Annotated in this window: 14 protein-coding genes; 11 read left to right on the top strand and 3 right to left on the bottom strand. The window is 49.9% G+C overall.

Annotation, left to right across the window (positions count from 1 at the left end; genetic code table 11):
- Positions 1 to 256 precede the first annotated feature (256 nt).
- Positions 257 to 781 carry a shikimate kinase gene (locus DXB92_RS03760; protein ID WP_021683552.1) on the bottom strand — a complete coding sequence of 175 codons (525 nt, stop codon included), beginning with the start codon at positions 779 to 781 and terminating at the stop codon, positions 257 to 259.
- A 492-nt stretch (positions 782 to 1,273) separates the two neighbouring features.
- Here DXB92_RS03760 and DXB92_RS03755 point away from each other — a divergent pair, with 492 nt between their 5' ends.
- Together DXB92_RS03755 and DXB92_RS03750 are read left to right on the top strand one after the other, a co-directional pair.
- On the top strand, positions 1,274 to 1,978 hold the full coding sequence (locus tag DXB92_RS03755; protein WP_040648324.1) for an FCD domain-containing protein: 705 nt from the start codon (positions 1,274 to 1,276) through the stop codon (positions 1,976 to 1,978).
- Between the two features lie 30 nt (positions 1,979 to 2,008).
- Positions 2,009 to 2,788, top strand: a complete 780-nt coding sequence (locus DXB92_RS03750) for a putative ABC transporter permease (RefSeq protein ID WP_117732544.1) — start codon at positions 2,009 to 2,011, stop codon at positions 2,786 to 2,788.
- A gap of 186 nt (positions 2,789 to 2,974) precedes the next feature.
- On the opposite strand, the gene DXB92_RS03745 is transcribed toward DXB92_RS03750, so the two are convergent.
- Complete coding sequence (locus tag DXB92_RS03745) at positions 2,975 to 3,688, bottom strand: metallophosphoesterase (RefSeq protein ID WP_051343890.1); 714 nt, start codon at positions 3,686 to 3,688, stop codon at positions 2,975 to 2,977.
- A 214-nt stretch (positions 3,689 to 3,902) separates the two neighbouring features.
- On the opposite strand from DXB92_RS03745, the gene DXB92_RS03740 reads away from it, so the two are divergent.
- On the top strand, positions 3,903 to 5,438 hold the full coding sequence (locus tag DXB92_RS03740; protein WP_181976885.1) for a D-alanyl-D-alanine carboxypeptidase: 1,536 nt from the start codon (positions 3,903 to 3,905) through the stop codon (positions 5,436 to 5,438).
- Between the two features lie 8 nt (positions 5,439 to 5,446).
- Positions 5,447 to 6,235, top strand: coding sequence for a nitrilase-related carbon-nitrogen hydrolase (locus tag DXB92_RS03735; protein ID WP_117732540.1), 789 nt, complete (start codon positions 5,447 to 5,449; stop codon positions 6,233 to 6,235).
- 120 nt (positions 6,236 to 6,355) lie between these two features.
- On the opposite strand, the gene DXB92_RS03730 is transcribed toward DXB92_RS03735, so the two are convergent.
- On the bottom strand, positions 6,356 to 6,790 hold the full coding sequence (locus DXB92_RS03730; protein WP_040648328.1) for a thioesterase family protein: 435 nt from the start codon (positions 6,788 to 6,790) through the stop codon (positions 6,356 to 6,358).
- A gap of 246 nt (positions 6,791 to 7,036) precedes the next feature.
- On the opposite strand from DXB92_RS03730, the gene recJ reads away from it, so the two are divergent.
- The 7 genes from recJ to rlmD all read left to right on the top strand — a co-directional run bounded on the left by recJ (position 7,037) and on the right by rlmD (position 15,979).
- The gene (gene recJ, locus DXB92_RS03725; protein ID WP_117732539.1) at positions 7,037 to 9,073 is read left to right on the top strand and encodes a single-stranded-DNA-specific exonuclease RecJ; all 2,037 of its coding nucleotides are present in this window, start codon (positions 7,037 to 7,039) and stop codon (positions 9,071 to 9,073) included.
- Positions 9,070 to 11,334 (top strand): bifunctional (p)ppGpp synthetase/guanosine-3',5'-bis(diphosphate) 3'-pyrophosphohydrolase, encoded by a 2,265-nt coding sequence (locus tag DXB92_RS03720; RefSeq protein WP_117732537.1) that lies wholly within the window; start codon positions 9,070 to 9,072, stop codon positions 11,332 to 11,334. Before recJ ends, DXB92_RS03720 begins: the two co-directional genes overlap by 4 nt.
- Before the next feature lie 11 nt (positions 11,335 to 11,345).
- On the top strand, positions 11,346 to 11,969 hold the full coding sequence (locus DXB92_RS03715) for an MBL fold metallo-hydrolase (RefSeq protein ID WP_117732535.1): 624 nt from the start codon (positions 11,346 to 11,348) through the stop codon (positions 11,967 to 11,969).
- Between the two features lie 3 nt (positions 11,970 to 11,972).
- The gene (gene hemZ / locus DXB92_RS03710) at positions 11,973 to 13,499 is read left to right on the top strand and encodes a coproporphyrinogen dehydrogenase HemZ (protein WP_117732533.1); all 1,527 of its coding nucleotides are present in this window, start codon (positions 11,973 to 11,975) and stop codon (positions 13,497 to 13,499) included.
- On the top strand, positions 13,496 to 13,996 hold the full coding sequence (locus DXB92_RS03705; protein ID WP_117732531.1) for a hypothetical protein: 501 nt from the start codon (positions 13,496 to 13,498) through the stop codon (positions 13,994 to 13,996). Before hemZ ends, DXB92_RS03705 begins: the two co-directional genes overlap by 4 nt.
- Before the next feature lie 22 nt (positions 13,997 to 14,018).
- Positions 14,019 to 14,555: an RNA 2'-phosphotransferase gene (locus DXB92_RS03700; protein ID WP_117732529.1), complete on the top strand. Its 537-nt coding sequence runs from the start codon at positions 14,019 to 14,021 to the stop codon at positions 14,553 to 14,555.
- Between the two features lie 68 nt (positions 14,556 to 14,623).
- Positions 14,624 to 15,979: a 23S rRNA (uracil(1939)-C(5))-methyltransferase RlmD gene (gene rlmD / locus DXB92_RS03695; RefSeq protein WP_242986598.1), complete on the top strand. Its 1,356-nt coding sequence runs from the start codon at positions 14,624 to 14,626 to the stop codon at positions 15,977 to 15,979.
- Positions 15,980 to 16,478: the final 499 nt, after the last annotated feature.

Genomic DNA, 16,478 nt, shown 5'->3' with positions numbered 1-16,478 from the left:
CAAAACAAAGCGGAACATCAGCTTTTACAGCCGGTGTTCCGCTTTATTCAGGGCAATACCGCACAAAGATTGTGCGACAGATGCGTCGTCAAATTTTTCGTCAGATGAAACAAAAAGCGGAGTGAATACTTGATGTATTCACGAGCATTTTTGTGAAATATGACGGGAAATTTGCAAGCAGATGGCGTGCAAAGTCGCCAGATGCTCTTTGTGCGGTATTGCCTCAGTGTTTCTTTTATATTGATAAAAGCTGTACTCAGCAATTCGGGTGTTCTTTGAGATATGCCTGTACCGTTTTCAGCAGTTTTTCACTGCACTGTTCTACAGAGCAGCCGGTGAAATCTACGGTGAGGTCTGCGTACTTCTCGTACAGCGGGCAGCGTTCCTCATAGAGGTCTTCCAGTGTGGTGCAGCCGCTGTGACAGACAACGCCCCGTGTGACCAGATTGCCGACACGCTGTGCCAGCACGTCCAGCTGGTGGTGCAGATAGATTACAATGCCGGTAGATTTTAGATACTGCATGGCATCATCGCTGTAAACAGCACTGCCGCCGGTGGAGATCACTGCCTGATTGGTGTAGATCGACTGGAGAACTTTTCCCTCCAGTGTGATGAATCCTTCTGTGCCGTATTCGTCGATCAGTTCCATCAGCGGTTTGTGATAGGTTTGGATAATGACATCGTCGGTGTCGATAAAGTGATAGGAAAGCCCCGCCGCCAATGTTTTTCCAAATGTTGTTTTTCCGGAACCCGGCATTCCGATCAGTGTGATGTTATGCATACTGCAATGCTCCTTTTCGATTGGAATTTTCGCTTTTCGTGAAGTGTCTTTTCTATTTTAACATATCGATTACAAAAAAGCAAGTCATATCCGAAAATCTGACTGAAAAAATCGCAATCGCGGAACAACAGCAAAAAATGTTTCTGACTTTTCCGATTTAGTTTGAAAACATGCACAAAAACGTTTATATAATTACGATAAATATCGTTGAATTCGTTATAATTTTATGCTATAATAAAAGGCAATACCGCACAAAGAGCGTCTGGCGACTTTGCACGCCATCTGCTTGCAAATTTCCTGTCATATTTCACAAAAATGCTCGTGAATACATCAAGTATTCACTCCGCTTTTTGTTTCATCTGACGAAAAATTTGACGACGCATCTGTCGCACAATCTTTGTGCGGTATTGCCAAAAGGAAAAAGAAGGCGGAATGCATGGGGCGTTTCGCGGTAAGACCTGGGGAAACACTGAATACAGGAGATGGAGGAAAATGAAAAATCAACAGTATCATTATTTGTGTCTGATCGAGGAATTGCGGAAGCGGCTGCAAAACGGACAGCTGCATGCCGGCGATGTGTTGCCCTCGGAACAGGAATGGGCAGAAGCTCTGTCTATCAAAAAGCGGGATGTGCGTCCAATTCTAAAGAATTTGGAAATGACCGGTGTGCTGTCCTGTTCCAAAGAGGGGGAGATGACACTTTCTAAAGATATGTCCGACAGCATGGAGGAACTGCTGCATGTGATGTTTCTGATACAAAAAATTTCACCCTATGAGGTGTGTCAGATGCGGCGGGCAATGGAGTTGTCGGCATTTCCTATGGTATTTGCCAGACGGGAACGGCTGGATCTGGACGAATTGAAAAACTTGCTGGACGAATTCCGATACGGCAACGGACTGGACAGTATTCGTGCTGATGAAGAAATGCACCGCTGGCTGATCAAGGCTTCAGGAAACCGGCTCATGGAATGTGTGATGCAGGGCATCTGGGATATTTGTTCTGCACAGATCAACCTGATCTTGTCAGACAGCACGGAAAAACTGCGGCAGAAGCAGGCAACCATTCATGAAAAGATTTATAAGAGCCTGATGATCGGTGATCTGAAAATGGGTATGGGAGCGTTGCAGACCCACTATGATATTATTGAACAGGCATTGGCAGATCAGTCACTGTATGACCTTAGTTCTATTGCGTGAGTGTTTTGTGTCGGTGCAGGGGAGGCTGGTATGAATTTATTTTTGACATTGGCGTTTTTATTTTTGATTGGCAGTGTCCTCGGCTGGGGACTGGAGGTAATATTCCGTCGGTTCTTTTCAGCACACCACTGGGTGAATCCGGGATTTCTGGTAGGGCCGTATCTGCCGCTGTATGGCTCCAGTTTGTGTGTGCTGTACCTGCTGGCGATGCTGGAACCGCTAATGCCGGTGGAAAATCCGTTGTTGAAAAAGGTCTTGCTCTTTGTGGTCATGGCGTTGGCGATCACGGCACTGGAATATGTGGCAGGGCTGATCTTTATCCGCGGCATGAAAATCAAGCTGTGGGATTATTCTGACCGTTGGGGCAATATCCAGGGCATTATCTGTCCGTTGTTTACATTTTTCTGGATGGTGCTCAGTGCAGTGTACTATTTTCTGATCCACCCGCACATTTTGAATGCGTTGCACTGGCTGGCAGAAAATCTGGCGTTTTCGTTCGGCATCGGTTTTTTCTATGGGGTTTTTCTCATCGATGTAGGATATTCCACACACCTGATGGTAAAGATCCGCGAATTTGCGAAAGAAACCAATATCGTGGTACGGGTGGAAGAACTGCGGGAGGACATTCACGATGCCCTGCAAAAGAAAAATGTACGTCGGTTCTTCTTTCCCATGCATGGCGGTGTGCCGGTGCGGGAAATGCTGGATCAGTACGTGAAGCAGCATTTCTCACGGGAAAAATCGCAGGGGAAGTGGATTCGCCTGCCCGTGAAAAAAGCCCGAAAGCAAAAAGATACCCAAAAGAGATAAAGCAATGCCGCACAAAGAGCGTCTGGCGAATTTGCACGCCATCTGCTTGCAAATTCCCCTTATTGTTTCATCTGCCGAAAAATCTGACAACGCACCTTACGCACAAGCTTTGTGCGGTATTGCCATAAGAATTAAACAGCCCGACAGTTTCTCTTGCTGAAACTGTCGGGCTGTCTGTGTGCAGGATCAATCTTCTTCCGGAGCCGTCTGCTTTCGGCTGCGTCTGCGGCTTTCCGATTCTACCGGCAGCACATCCTCAAACATGGCATAGAACTTCATGGGAATAAAGCGGTCCATGTGGCACTTGCCGAAGAACCATTTCCGATAGCTGCACTGTTTGATGATGTCCTCGAAGAACGTGTGAATTTCCAGACGCTGCTGCATATCGACACCAAGGCAGTCTTTCAGAGAAGCCGGCGGTTCGTGGGTGATGATGTAGTCCACCTGTGCATTGTGCTCGTTCAGGTTGTGAATGGCACGGCGAATCTCTGCATGTGTGGGTTGTTCCCGCTGCCACCAGTTCCGACCCTGCCGGAACTCGAAGTCCTGACTGTGTCCGCCGCCGAATGTGAAGTAGGTGCGGTCGTCAATGGTGAAGATCTCGCCACGCATCATGTGGAAAATATTCGGGGCAATGAGATGTGCCCTGCCGCCACGCCAGCGGACAGTCCGGAAGCTTTGTTCCAGAATGTCAAAGTTTTCGTGGCAGCCGTCTACAAAGGCAATGGTAAACGGCATTTCCCGCAGCTTTTTCAGATTTTGCTTTTCCTGACGGGAACCGTCCCAGATAAACCCGAAGTCGCCGCAGACGATCAGAACATCGCCGGCTTTCATTTTTTTGAAAATGGGATTTTTGAAACGGGACAGATCTCCGTGCATGTCACCTGTGATATATACCAAAAGGAAGCCCTCCTTAAAAAGTGAAATCAAATCTCATGCTCTGGTGTTTATTTTTGCATGATTTTCAGTTACATAGATTATTTTATCATATTTTCCGTGAAAGGTAAATAAATTTTCGAAAAAAGTCTTTTCGAATCGGATTTTTTTTGTTATAATAAGAATGTGGAGTTTGAAAACTTTCACGAATAAAGAATTTTCGGGAGGATTGCATCTTATGCACTTGTTCCATTTGATAAAACGACTGCGTGTCGCATTGGCGATCGGCATTGTTGCCGCGGTACTGCTGTGCGGAAACGCACTTTCTGTACAGGCTTATACCTTTACACCAGACGCAACGATCCACAGTCAGGCGGCGATCCTGTACAATCGGGATACCCAACAGATACTCTATGAAAAAAATGCTGACCAGCAGCAGATGCCCGGTCATCTGGTGCAGATCATGACTGCCATTGTGGTGCTGCAAAACTGCACTGATCTGGACGGCACAACGATCACTGCCAGTGATGAACTGTATAAAACGCTGTACAGCTATGACGAACCGGACGACCTGCGGTATGCGGACATTGACAACGGCGATACATTGACCGTGCGGGAATACCTCTATGCCATGATGCTGACTTCGTCCTGTGAAGCTTCTCTGATTCTGGCGAACCAGTTCGGGGACGGCAGTATTGACGGGTTTGTCGCCAAGATGAACGACACCGCCGCTGAAATCGGCTGTACCGCCACCACGTTCGCCAACCCTACCGGACTGTACGATACCAGACAACAGACCACGGCACGGGATATGCTGACGATCACCAACTACGCTCTCTCGCTGGACGGCTTTGAGGAAATTGCAACAGCCACTGCATTTACTCCCACCACTGCCAATCCGGCAAATCACCCTGACGCTTCCGCATGGAACTGGACACAGGCAAATTCCATGACGCTGGAGGACAGCTCCTATTATTACGAGGGTGCCAAGGGTATCAAGACCGGCAACCTGAGCAAGACCGGACGGAGCATTATCACCGAGGCAACGCGGGACGAGAACACATATCTGGTAATTCTGCTGAACGCACCTTTTGAAGATGCGGACGGAAAATTGCAGTACTATCATTTGGACGATGCCACATCGCTGCTGAACTGGGCATTTCGTTCCTTTGCCTATACCACGCTGCTGGAGAGCAGTGAGGAAACCGCAGAGGTGGAAGTGATGAACTCCGACGGGAACTCCTATGTGCTGGTGCACCCAAAGACAGACTGCGTTTTGCTGTGGTGCAAGAGTGTGGATATTACTGCGGTACAGACCGTTATTCATCTGGACAAAAATGTCATGGCACCAGTGAAAAAAGGGGACGAACTGGGAACGATGGAACTGAAATTTTCTGGAGAAACCATTGCGGAGGTGCCGCTTGTGGCAGTGTCTGATGTCAGCCGTTCCTTTACCAAGTTTAACGCCTATGCTCTGAAAAATTTCCCCAATTCACCGTGGTTCCGCAACGGCATCATTGCCGGATTTGTGCTGACTGCCCTGTATATCGGTTTGTGTATCTACGCTTCCTATCGTGCCAAGAAAAACGTGACACCGGAGGATCCGATTCATCTGGTGCCCCATGCAACCGAATTCCATGACCGTCCGCGGCAGAACTGGAAACGTTCTGATACTGTATTCTATCACGGTCCGGAGTCCAGACAAACAGACCGGACATCTGCACCGCAGGAGAACGAACGGGAAAAAGAACTGACAGGTTCTCACCGGAAGTAGGGGATAACATGAAGATAGCCATTGCACAAACAGAGATCATATTTGAGCAGCCGGAGGAAAATCTGGCGAATGCCGCCGCGTGGATTGCACAGGCAGCAGCGGCACAGGCGGACTGTATTGTCTTTCCGGAGATGAGTTTTACAGGCTTTTCCATGCGGGTGGAGAAGATTGCGGGATATGCCCCGAAAATTCATGAGAAAATGCGGCAGCTGGCAGTGCAGTGCGGTATTGCGATTGGATACGGTTGGACTTCACAGAAGCAGCATGGAAAAGGTGAAAACCACTACACTCTGCTGGACAAAAACGGTGGTGTACTGTCAGATTATGTGAAGATACACCCGTTTTCCTACGGCGGGGAAGACCGGTTCTACCACAGCGGCGAGAAGCTTACCAGTGCTGTGCTGGGAGAGTTTTCCGTGGGAACGCTGATCTGCTATGACCTGCGGTTTCCGGAAGTGTTTCGGGCGGCAGCACAGAAAAACCGCTTGCTGTTGGTACCGGCAAACTGGTTGCATCAGCGGACGGCTCACTGGCGGATTCTGCTGCGGGCAAGGGCAATCGAAAATCAGGTCTATGTGCTGGGTGTCAACTGCGTGGGGCGGCAGCAGTCTTACACATTCGACGGGAAAAGTTGTCTGGTGAATCCGGAGGGAGAGCTACTGTGTACCTGCGGCGGCGAGAAACAGCTTGTCTATGTGACCATTGCCGACGATACCGAACAATTCCGGCAGGCATTTCCCACATGTAAGGACGTGAAAATCCCCCTCTATCGAAAGCTGTATGAAGATATTTTTTAAGGCAATACCGCACAAAGAGCGTCTGGCGACTTTGTGCGGTATTGCCTTAAATTACATGAGAAAAAGCCCGGTGCGTTATAAGAAATACGCACCGGGCTTTTGCATTTGCAGCAGCTTTTTTCAGTGTTCCGGATAAGTCACTTCCATGGCTTTCTGGAAAAAGGCATGCATTTCCGGAAATTTGTCCCGAATCCGCATCGGCTTGATCTTCGTGTCTGTGAAGCAGTGGGAAGAAGTGGCAACCGCACAGAGCTGTCCGGTTTCGATACAGACAATGTCATACCGCAGTTCCAACTTAAAGCCGTTGTACTTGGTGATGTAAGAGTATACAGCAAGATGTTCGCCGAAGTGCAGGGAGTGCTTGTACTCACAGGTAACGCCCAGAACCGGCAGCATAATGCCCTGTTCTTCCATGCGGCTGTAGCCGATGCCGATCTTCTCCATAAAGTCTACGCGGGCTTCTTCTGCCATGTGAATGTAGTTGGAGTGGTTTACGATGTCCATGCGGTCTGTTTCATGGTAAAAGACCATGCGGGTATATGGTGTAATTTCCATAACAGGAACTTCCTTTCTGTTATAGGCGGCATCATGCAATGTTGCCTATATGGGAATCATTTGAATATAGCTTTAGTATAGCACAATTTCTTCGGTTTTGCTGTTTCTTTTTGTGAACACAGCGTTAAATACAGAAAAGTACCGTAGAGGTTTTCCTATTTTTTTCACAGGCACTATTGCAATTTGTCACTTTTTCGGGTATAATATAAGGTACGATATTTGGTTTCAGGAAGCAGGAGGAACAAGATGAAGAAGTGGCAGATTCATCAGCCGTCAGAAGAAGCGGCAAAACAGATTCGCAGCAGCAGCGATCTGTCCATGCTGTGTGCACAGGTTCTGGCGGCACGCGGTATGCATAATGTGCAGGAAGCGGCGGCGTTTTTACAGTGTGACGGACTGGCGGATCCGTTTCTGACAGCGGACATGGAGGCTGCCGCGGCATGCATCAACACGGCTCTGGACGACGGCAGACGTATCTGCATCTACGGCGACTATGACTGTGACGGTGTGACTGCCACGGTGATCCTGTACTCTTACTTGCTGGAAATGGGTGCCGATGTGACTTATCGCATTCCGGAACGGGACGAGGGATATGGTCTGAATGTGGACGCTGTCCACGCCATGCACGAGGACGGCGTGGAACTGATCGTGACGGTGGACAACGGTATCACAGCCATTGCAGAAGCAGAACTGATCGCGGATCTGGGCATGACGCTGGTGATTACTGACCACCACCAGCCGTTGGAAACACTGCCGAAAGCGGCGGCAATTGTAGATGCACACCGTGCAGATGACACATCTCCGTTCCATGATCTGTGCGGTGCCGGCGTGGCGTTGAAACTGGTGGCGGCACTGGACGGCGGCGATACGGCAATGGCGTTGGAGCAGTTCGGCGAACTGGCGGCAATTGCGACGATTGCAGACGTGGTGAATTTGTCCGGCGAAAACCGCTATCTGGTACAGCTGGGGCTGCGGCTTCTGGCGAATACGGAACGCGTGGGGTTGCTGGCACTGCTGGAAAAAAGCGGACTGCTGGGAAAGAGCTTCACTTCCACCTCAGTCGCGTTTGGCATTGCACCGCGTATCAATGCTGCCGGACGGTTCGGCTCACCCAAAACGGCTGTGGAACTGCTTCTCTGTGAAGACCAAGATGAAGCGGCAGAATTGGCAGAGGAACTGGAACGCCGTAATCAGGCACGCAAGGCAGAGGAAGTTCGCATTCTGGAAGAAATCGCAGAGCAGGCGGCAGAGAATCCCCGACTTCTGAAAGAACGGGTGCTGGTGTTTGCCGGAGAGGGTTGGCATCATGGTGTCATCGGCATTGCGGCTTCCCGACTGGAGGAACAGTTCGGAAAGCCAACGATTCTGATTACCCTTGAGGGCGACCGTGCCCGCGGCTCCATGCGTTCCTTTGGTGCGTTTTCTGCGTTTCGCTGCCTGCACGCGTGTCGGGAATTGCTGTCACGCTATGGCGGTCACCCCGGTGCAGGCGGATTTTCTTTGCCGACCGAGCATGTAGAGCGATTCCGGCAGGCGGTACAGCAATACGCCAAGGAGTCCAATCCGGTCATGCCGGTGCTGACACTGGAGGCGGATAAGCTGCTGATGCCGCAGGAGATCACCATGGAGAACATCACCGGACTGGAGGCACTGGCACCGTTTGGCGAAGGCAATCCGGTGCCGGTATTTGCCATTTGCCACGCGGTTCTGCAAAGTGTCCTGCCACTGTCCGGCGGAACGCACTCCAAGCTGAAAATCACCTACGGCGGCATGGCAATGGATCTGCTGCTTTTCCGGACTAGGCCGGAAGAAGTGATGCTGAAAACTGGCGATGTGTGCGATTTTCTGATCAACATAGAGGTCGGCAGTTTTCAGGGCAGACCGCAGCTTTCTGTGATTGTCAAGGACTATCGGAAAAGCGGCCTGAAACAGGCAAAGTATTTTGCCGCGGAAAATACATACGAACAATATTGCCGACATGAGGAATTGCAGCCCAGCTTTTATCCGGCGATCACACCGACGCGGGACGTGCTGGTGCAGATCTACCAGCGGATCCCGCAGACAGATACCACTTTTGACGGACTGTTCGGCGGCATGCAGGATCTGCCGCAGATGAACTATTGCAAGTTCCGTCTGGCATTGGATATTTTTTCAGAATTGGGATTGGTACAGCAGGATCTTTGGACACGGCAGGTGCACCGGAAACCGGTTTCGGCAAAGGTGGATCTGCAGCAGTCAGTCCTGCTGCAGGGATTACAGAAAAGAGGAGTGGATGTTGTATGACACAAGAGAACACAAATGGGGATACCCGATCTGCTGCACCGTCTGCACAGGACAGACCGCAGATTCCGCAGCATGAAGTTAGCATTGCAGACCTGTCCAAGAAGATTCTGGCGACAGATAAGCAGTATGACTTAAGTAAAATTCTCTCGGCGTACCAGCTGGCAGAAAAAGCCCATGCTGATCAGAAGCGGTCTTCCGGAGAACCATATATCATTCACCCGCTGGCTGTTGCAGATATTCTGCTGGATCTGGGCATGGATACCGATACTATTTGTGTGGGACTGCTGCACGATGTGGTAGAGGATACGAATTATACGCTGGACGATATTCGCAAGAAATTCGGGCAGGACGTGGCAATGCTGGTGGACGGTGTGACCAAGCTGAACCGAATTCCCATATTTGACAAAGAGCAGCAACAGGCAGAAAATGTTCGGAAGATCCTGCTGGCAATGTCCCATGACATTCGCGTGATGATTATCAAGCTGGCAGACCGCATTCACAATATGCGGACACTGAAATTCCTCCCGCCGGAAAAGCAGCGTCGCATCGCACTGGAAACCATGAACGTGTATGCTCCGATCGCACACCGTCTGGGAATCCGTACAGTCAAGGAAGAACTGGAGGACTTGTCGTTCTACTATCTGGACTCCTATGCGTATTCAGAGATCGAACACATCATGGAGATCAAGAAGGACGAACGGGAAAAGTTCATCGACTCGATCAAGGAGCGAATCCGCAAGCGGCTGGAAAAAGAACACTTTGCCAAGGAACCTATTATTGAAGGCCGTGTCAAGAGCATTTATGGCATTTACAAAAAAGTTTATGTCAATCATAAAAGCATGGACGAGATTTATGATAAGTATGCTGTTCGTGTGATCGTTTCTACTGTGGCAGAGTGCTATATGGTGCTGGGTATTGTGCATGATATGTTCCGCCCGCTGCCGAACCGGTTCAAGGACTATATTTCCACGCCGAAGTCGAATATGTACCAGTCCCTGCACACTACAGTTCTGGGACGGGAGAGTATTCCCTTTGAAATTCAGATTCGGACATGGGATATGCATGTTTCTGCGGAATATGGTATCGCTGCCCACTGGAAATACAAAGAGGGCATTCAGGGCAAGGACAAAATGGAAGAACGCCTTGCATGGGTTCGCAAGGTCATTGAGGCACAGCAGACTTCTGACGATGTAGAAGAAATTGTTCGTGCGATCAAGAACGACCTGTCACCGGAAGATATTGTGGTCATGACACCCCGCGGAGATTCCATTTCCCTGCCGGTGGGTGCAACGGTAATTGACTTTGCCTATCGGATCCATACGGAGATCGGACACAAGACCATTGGCGGCAAGGTGGACGGTAAAATGGTGCCGCTGGATTATCAGCTGCAAACCGGAGAAATTTGTGAAGTCCTCACCAGCAAAGACCCCAACAAGGGCCCGAATCGGGCATGGCTGGGAATTGTCAAGACCAACGAAGCAAAATCGAAAATCCGTTCGTGGTTCAAAAAGGAATGTCGGGAGGAGAATATCACTACCGGCAAGGCAAGTCTGGAACAGGAATTCAAACGCTGTCATATCAATTTGCCGGAATCGGAATGGGAAGCTTTTCTGGCAGATGATCTGAAACGGCACAACTGTGATACACTGGACGATTTCTATGCCTCTATCGGTTACGGCGGTGTAATGCTGTCCAAGATCATGCCGCGTCTGAAAGAACTGTATGTGAAATCCCATGGGGCAGAGGAAGAAGAAGCCAATCCGGTAGCACCGGTAGTGCCGCCGGAAACTGCAAGCGGCAAGGACTGTATTGTACTGGATCGCATTGACGACTGCGTTTTCAAGTTCGCCCAGTGCTGTAACCCGCTGCCGGGAGATGACATTGTGGGATTCATTACCCGCGGACATGGCATTTCGGTGCATACCAAAAACTGTGTCAATTATCAGGCAGCTTTGAAACGGAATGATCCGGCGGAAATGGCTCGGTGGCTGCCGGTGCAGTGGACCAATAACACTTCCACGCTGATCCCCACCAGCATTGAAGTCATTGCCACAGACCGTGTGGGACTGGTATTCGATATTACGAAGATTCTCTCGGAGTCCCATATTCTGATCGTGCACTCCTCCTCCCGTAACCTGCGGAACGGCAATGCGATTTTTGAGGCAAGTGTACAGGTTGCCGGAACAGACCAGTTACAGGCGATCATCGATAAGCTGCGGAAGATTCGCGGTGTGATCTCGGTAGAACGTGCAAAAAAGTGAGGTGGCATGCAATGGAAATTACAAAAATAATGCTGGGTGAACTGGCTTCAAACTGCTATGTGCAGCCAGTGGGAAATGGAAAATGTGTTGTCGTGGATATTGGCGGAGATGCACCGGTGCTGTTTCGCCGGCTGGGAATGCTGGGACTGGAACCGGCGGCGATTCTGCTGACTCACGGACACTATGATCACATTGCCGGTGTGGAGCAGGTGCGGGAGAAATATGACATTCCCGTTTATGTGCACACGCTGGATGCCCATATGCTGACGGACGGTCATGCCAATCTGGGGGACTGGATCTCCACACAGCCGTTTCAGCCGGTGCAGGCGTGGGAAACTGTCGAGGACGGCGACACGCTGCAATTTGGTGACAGTACTTTTACGGTGCTGCATACGCCGGGGCATACTTCCGGAAGCGTTTGCTGGCGATCCGACGATGTGCTGTATACCGGTGATACGCTGTTCCGCATGTCGCGGGGCAGAACGGATTTTCCGGACGGCGACGATGCCAAGATGCTGGAATCGTTCCGGAAACTGAAAGCTCTGGAAGGGGAGTATCGGGTGCTGCCGGGGCACAATGAGGAATCGACGCTTTCCTTTGAAAAAGCACACAATCCAACCATGCGAGGACTTTGATTCATGTCGAATGTTGAAACCAATCTGATAAAGCCGTTTCCGGTGGCATTTTCCGGACACACGCTGAAATACGAAATCGAATGTATCTGCAAAATCTTCCTGCCAATGCGGAAGTTTACCTTTCTCTACGACACGACACAACTGCCGGCAGATGCAGAGGAGGGGGCTGTTCTGATTCTGGAACAGCTGGGCGAACAGAGCCGCTTTTGGGTACAGGTACAGTATCGGGGGCAGGTGATGGAGCAGGAGCAACAGTTTCCAGCCTGTTCTCCGGAAACGGAAAAACAGCTTTGCGAATACCGGTTCAGTGCCATGCTGTTCCGGCTGTTGGAAGAGATCACTGATCTGCACCCTGCATGGGGACTGCTGACGGGAATTCGTCCGGTGAAAAAGGTACAGCCTTTGCTGGGACAGGGGCTTTCCAAGGCGGAAGTCTGTGAGAAATTACACGAAAAGTACTGGATTGCTCCGGAAAAGCTGTCGCTGGTCTATGATACAGCAATGGTGCAGCAGCCGCTTCTGGAAAAAACACCGAAGCACGGCATCAGTCTGTATGTGTCGATTCCGTTTTGTCCTACACGGTGCAGCTATTGTTCTTTTGTGTCCCATTCCATTGCACAGGCTCAGAATCTGATTCCGGCATATCTGGAAAAGCTGTGCGAGGAACTGAAAATTTGGGGGCAGCTGGTACGGGAACAGGAATTGCTGGTGGATACGGTCTATTTTGGCGGTGGTACGCCCACTTCGCTGACGGCGGCACAGTTGGAACAGGTGCTGACGGCGGTGCAGGAAAGCTTTGATCTTTCGCATTTGCGGGAATATTGTGTCGAGGCAGGACGACCGGACACCATTACCTCGGAAAAGCTGCAAACACTGCGGCGTTTCGGCGTAGACCGCATTTCTGTCAACCCTCAGACTATGCAGGATCACGTGCTGGAAACGATCGGCAGAAAGCACACTACGGCACAGACGGTGGAGGCATTCCGCATGGCACGGGCTGCCGGCTTCGAGAACATCAACATGGATCTGATCGCCGGCTTGCCGGACGATACGCCGGAAGGATTTCATGACACGCTGGAACAGATTCTGGCATTGGATCCGGACAGCATCACGGTGCACGCTCTGACGCTGAAACGGGCGGCGAATCTTTTTGCGGAGGGTGAGCAGCAGGTACATAATCCGGTGGAACAAATGGTGCAGGAGAGTATGCGGCGGCTGCCGGAGCACGGCTATGCTCCGTATTATATGTACCGGCAGAAGAATACGATCGACAATCAGGAGAATGTGGGCTATGCCCGTGCAGGGAAAGAGTCGCTGTACAATATTCTGATCATGGACGAGAGCCAGTCCATTTTTGGAGCAGGGTGCGGAGCTTCTACCAAGCTGGTGGAACCCTGCGGCAGAATTACACGAATTCACAATTATAAATTCCCCTATGAGTATATCCGCCAGTTCGATCAGCTGATGCAGAAAAAGGAACAGGTACGGGAGATCTGCGAACGGATTCGGGAACAAGAGGCGGAAAAATGAGTTTGATTTGTATACAGGACCAAGATGAATATTTCCGGAACGGAACCTTTGCATCTGTTTTATTTCAGCGTGCAATCCCCGTTCACATTGATCCGGAAGTCGATATGGCATATGCGGAGCAGTGCGTGGAGCATTTTAATCATCTCTCTGACCAGATGATCGACAAATTTTGCGAGATGGCAATTGCGTATTGTGAGTTTATGCGGAAGGAATGGAAAGAATTTGAAGATGTCTATCCGGACATTGTAGAAGACATTCAGCGTGAAATTCCGGAGAAACTGCACGGGAGAGAAGTGCTGGCATTTTTGACCACGCCTGAAATGTACATTGAACCGCCGGAGGAAGCTGTTTGCGGATATAGCATTTCCAGTGCCTGCGTCTGGGAACCGGAGCATGCACTGGACTGGATCATTCGTGGAGATAAAATTCTCTATGTAGGATCTTGTGAGGGTATGGGTGCATGGCAAGAGGAAGAAGATTATGAAACGATCTTCTGAGCTTTAATGGAAAGAAGAATGTATGGACTTTGATAAAATCGGAAAATATCTTTGTTTTATTTTACGGCATCATCCGGAGAAAATCGGCATCACGCTGGACGAGCACGGTTGGGCAGATGTGAACGAACTCCTTGCCGGTATTTCAGAACGGTGCCCTTTGTGTCGGGAACAGCTGGAAGACATTGTTCGTACAGATGCGAAAAGTCGCTATTCGTTCAGTGCAGACGGGCAGCTGATTCGCTGTAATCAGGGACACTCGATTCCAGTAGATGTGGAACTGGAACAGGTGCTGCCGCCGGAATTCTTGTGGCATGGAACGGCAGAACGGTTTTTGCCGGCGATTTTTCAGGAGGGATTGCGGCGAATGAGCCGGCTGTATGTGCATCTGTCTGCCACGCCGGAAATTGCACAGACAGTAGGAGCACGTCACGGAAAGCCAGTGGTGCTGCGGGTGCAGACTGGAAAAATGGCAGAGGACGGCTATGCTTTTTACCGTTCGGTAAATGGTGTCTGGCTGACGGAAGCAGTTCCGGCGAAATATCTGGAAGAAATGAAATAATCGGGCAGCATCGCACAAATGTAAAGGCAATTTTGTGCGGTGTTGCTTCTATATCAGGCGGTGGAGAGTTGAAAAAGAACGACATTTTTGAAACAGAAATCATTGATATGACCACAGAGGGCAGCGGTGTCTGTCGGGTGGACAACATGGCAGTATTTGTGCCGCATACAGCAGTAGGAGATCGGATTCGGGTGCGAATTGTGAAAGTGCTGAAAAGCTATAGTTTTGGCATCGTGGAAGAATTGCTGGAACCTTCGGCAGATCGTATTTCGCCTGCCTGCCCGTTGTCGCAGTGTGGGGGCTGTCTGTTTCAGCATATCACTTATGCGGCAGAACTGCGTGTCAAGGAAAAGGCAGTGCAGGACGCTTTTATACGAATCGGGAAACTGTCGCCTGTATTTCTGCCGATTCTGGGGGCAGAATCTCGCACCAGATACCGTAATAAGGCACAGTATCCTTTTGCAATAGACAAGGCAGGAGAACCAGTTCTGGGCTTTTTTGCCAGAAGAAGTCATCGGGTCATTCCGGTGAAAGACTGCTTGCTACAGCCGGAACTGTTTGGGGAAATTGCTGGTGTCGTGCTGGAGTTTGTGAGAAAAAATCGGATTCCGGTGTATGAAGAAGCCAGCGGAAAAGGGGAACTGCGGCACTTGTATTTGCGGTGCGGGCAGCATTCCGGCGAGGTGATGGTCTGCTTCATTGTGCGAAAGCCAATTCGGAAAAAGCTGATGCCTCTGGTGCAGCAGCTGACGGAGCAGTTTCCGCAGATCCAGAGCATTGTCATGAACTGTAATTCGAAGAAAACCAACGTGATTCTGGGAGATTCTACAGAAACGCTGTGGGGGAAAGATACGATTACAGACACCATGTGCGGCAATGCTGTAGACCTTTCGCCGGAGTCGTTCTATCAGGTGAACACGATACAGGCGGAACGGCTTTATGGTGCGGCAAAGGCTTTTGCACAGCTGACGGGAAAGGAACGATTGCTGGATTTGTACTGTGGTGCCGGAACCATTGGGCTGTCCATGGCAGATGCAGTGTCGGAATTGGTTGGCGTGGAAATTGTACCAGAAGCGGTAGAAAATGCCAAGAAAAATGCTGCGAGAGCCGGCGTGGGAAATGCGAAATTCCTTTGCGGCGATGCAGGCAGCATTGCGGAACAGCTGGCAGCAGAGGGGACTGCTCCCGATGTGATCGTGGTTGATCCGCCCAGAAAAGGCTGCGATGAAACAGCGATTTGTGCTATGGTACAGATGCAGCCTGAGCGAATTGTGATGATCTCCTGCAACGCTACGACTGCGGCGAGAGATTGTGCGGCGTTGAGAAAACTGGGATATGCGGTGGAACAGGTGCAGCCGGTGGATTTGTTCCCGGGGACGGGGCACGTTGAGTGCGTGGTATTGATGTCAAGGAAGCAAGGATAATAGATGAAAAAGTGCTGATTTTTCGGCACTTTTTTCTTTTTGGAGAATATTTGAGAGGTAGCTGAGATGCCTTTTTTCTGTATGCGGGAACAAGTCAGGATAAGATCAGAAATACACAAAATTGAAATTGACACAACGCATACAAGCCAAGAGCGTATCAGGGAACAAATCCAGAACCATAAAAAATGCCATGCTGGGAAAGCACATCTTCTCAGCATGGCATTTTGTTTCTATGAAATGTAGATTTCTTCGTAAAATCCGCCCATTTATTTGCAGAAATTTCAGACAAAACAGCATCGAATCTGCTATCATTATAGCAGATTTTCAGAAAAAGTAAAGTATATATTTCTGAAAATTCATGAATAAATCATCATAATCGGAGAAAAAGCAGGAGTTTTCTTGCTTTGAACAGTCCGAAAACTTGTCAGGAGGGATTTCAAATGCCGAGAAGAGGCAGCAACATTTACAAGAGAAAAGACGGTCGGTTTGAGGGACGTGT

Source organism: Ruminococcus sp. OM06-36AC, assembly GCF_003438725.1.
GTDB lineage: Bacteria > Bacillota > Clostridia > Oscillospirales > Ruminococcaceae > Ruminococcus_C > Ruminococcus_C callidus.
The sequence above is the reverse complement of the archived record's forward strand: the minus strand, read 5'-3'. Positions and strand labels throughout refer to the sequence as shown.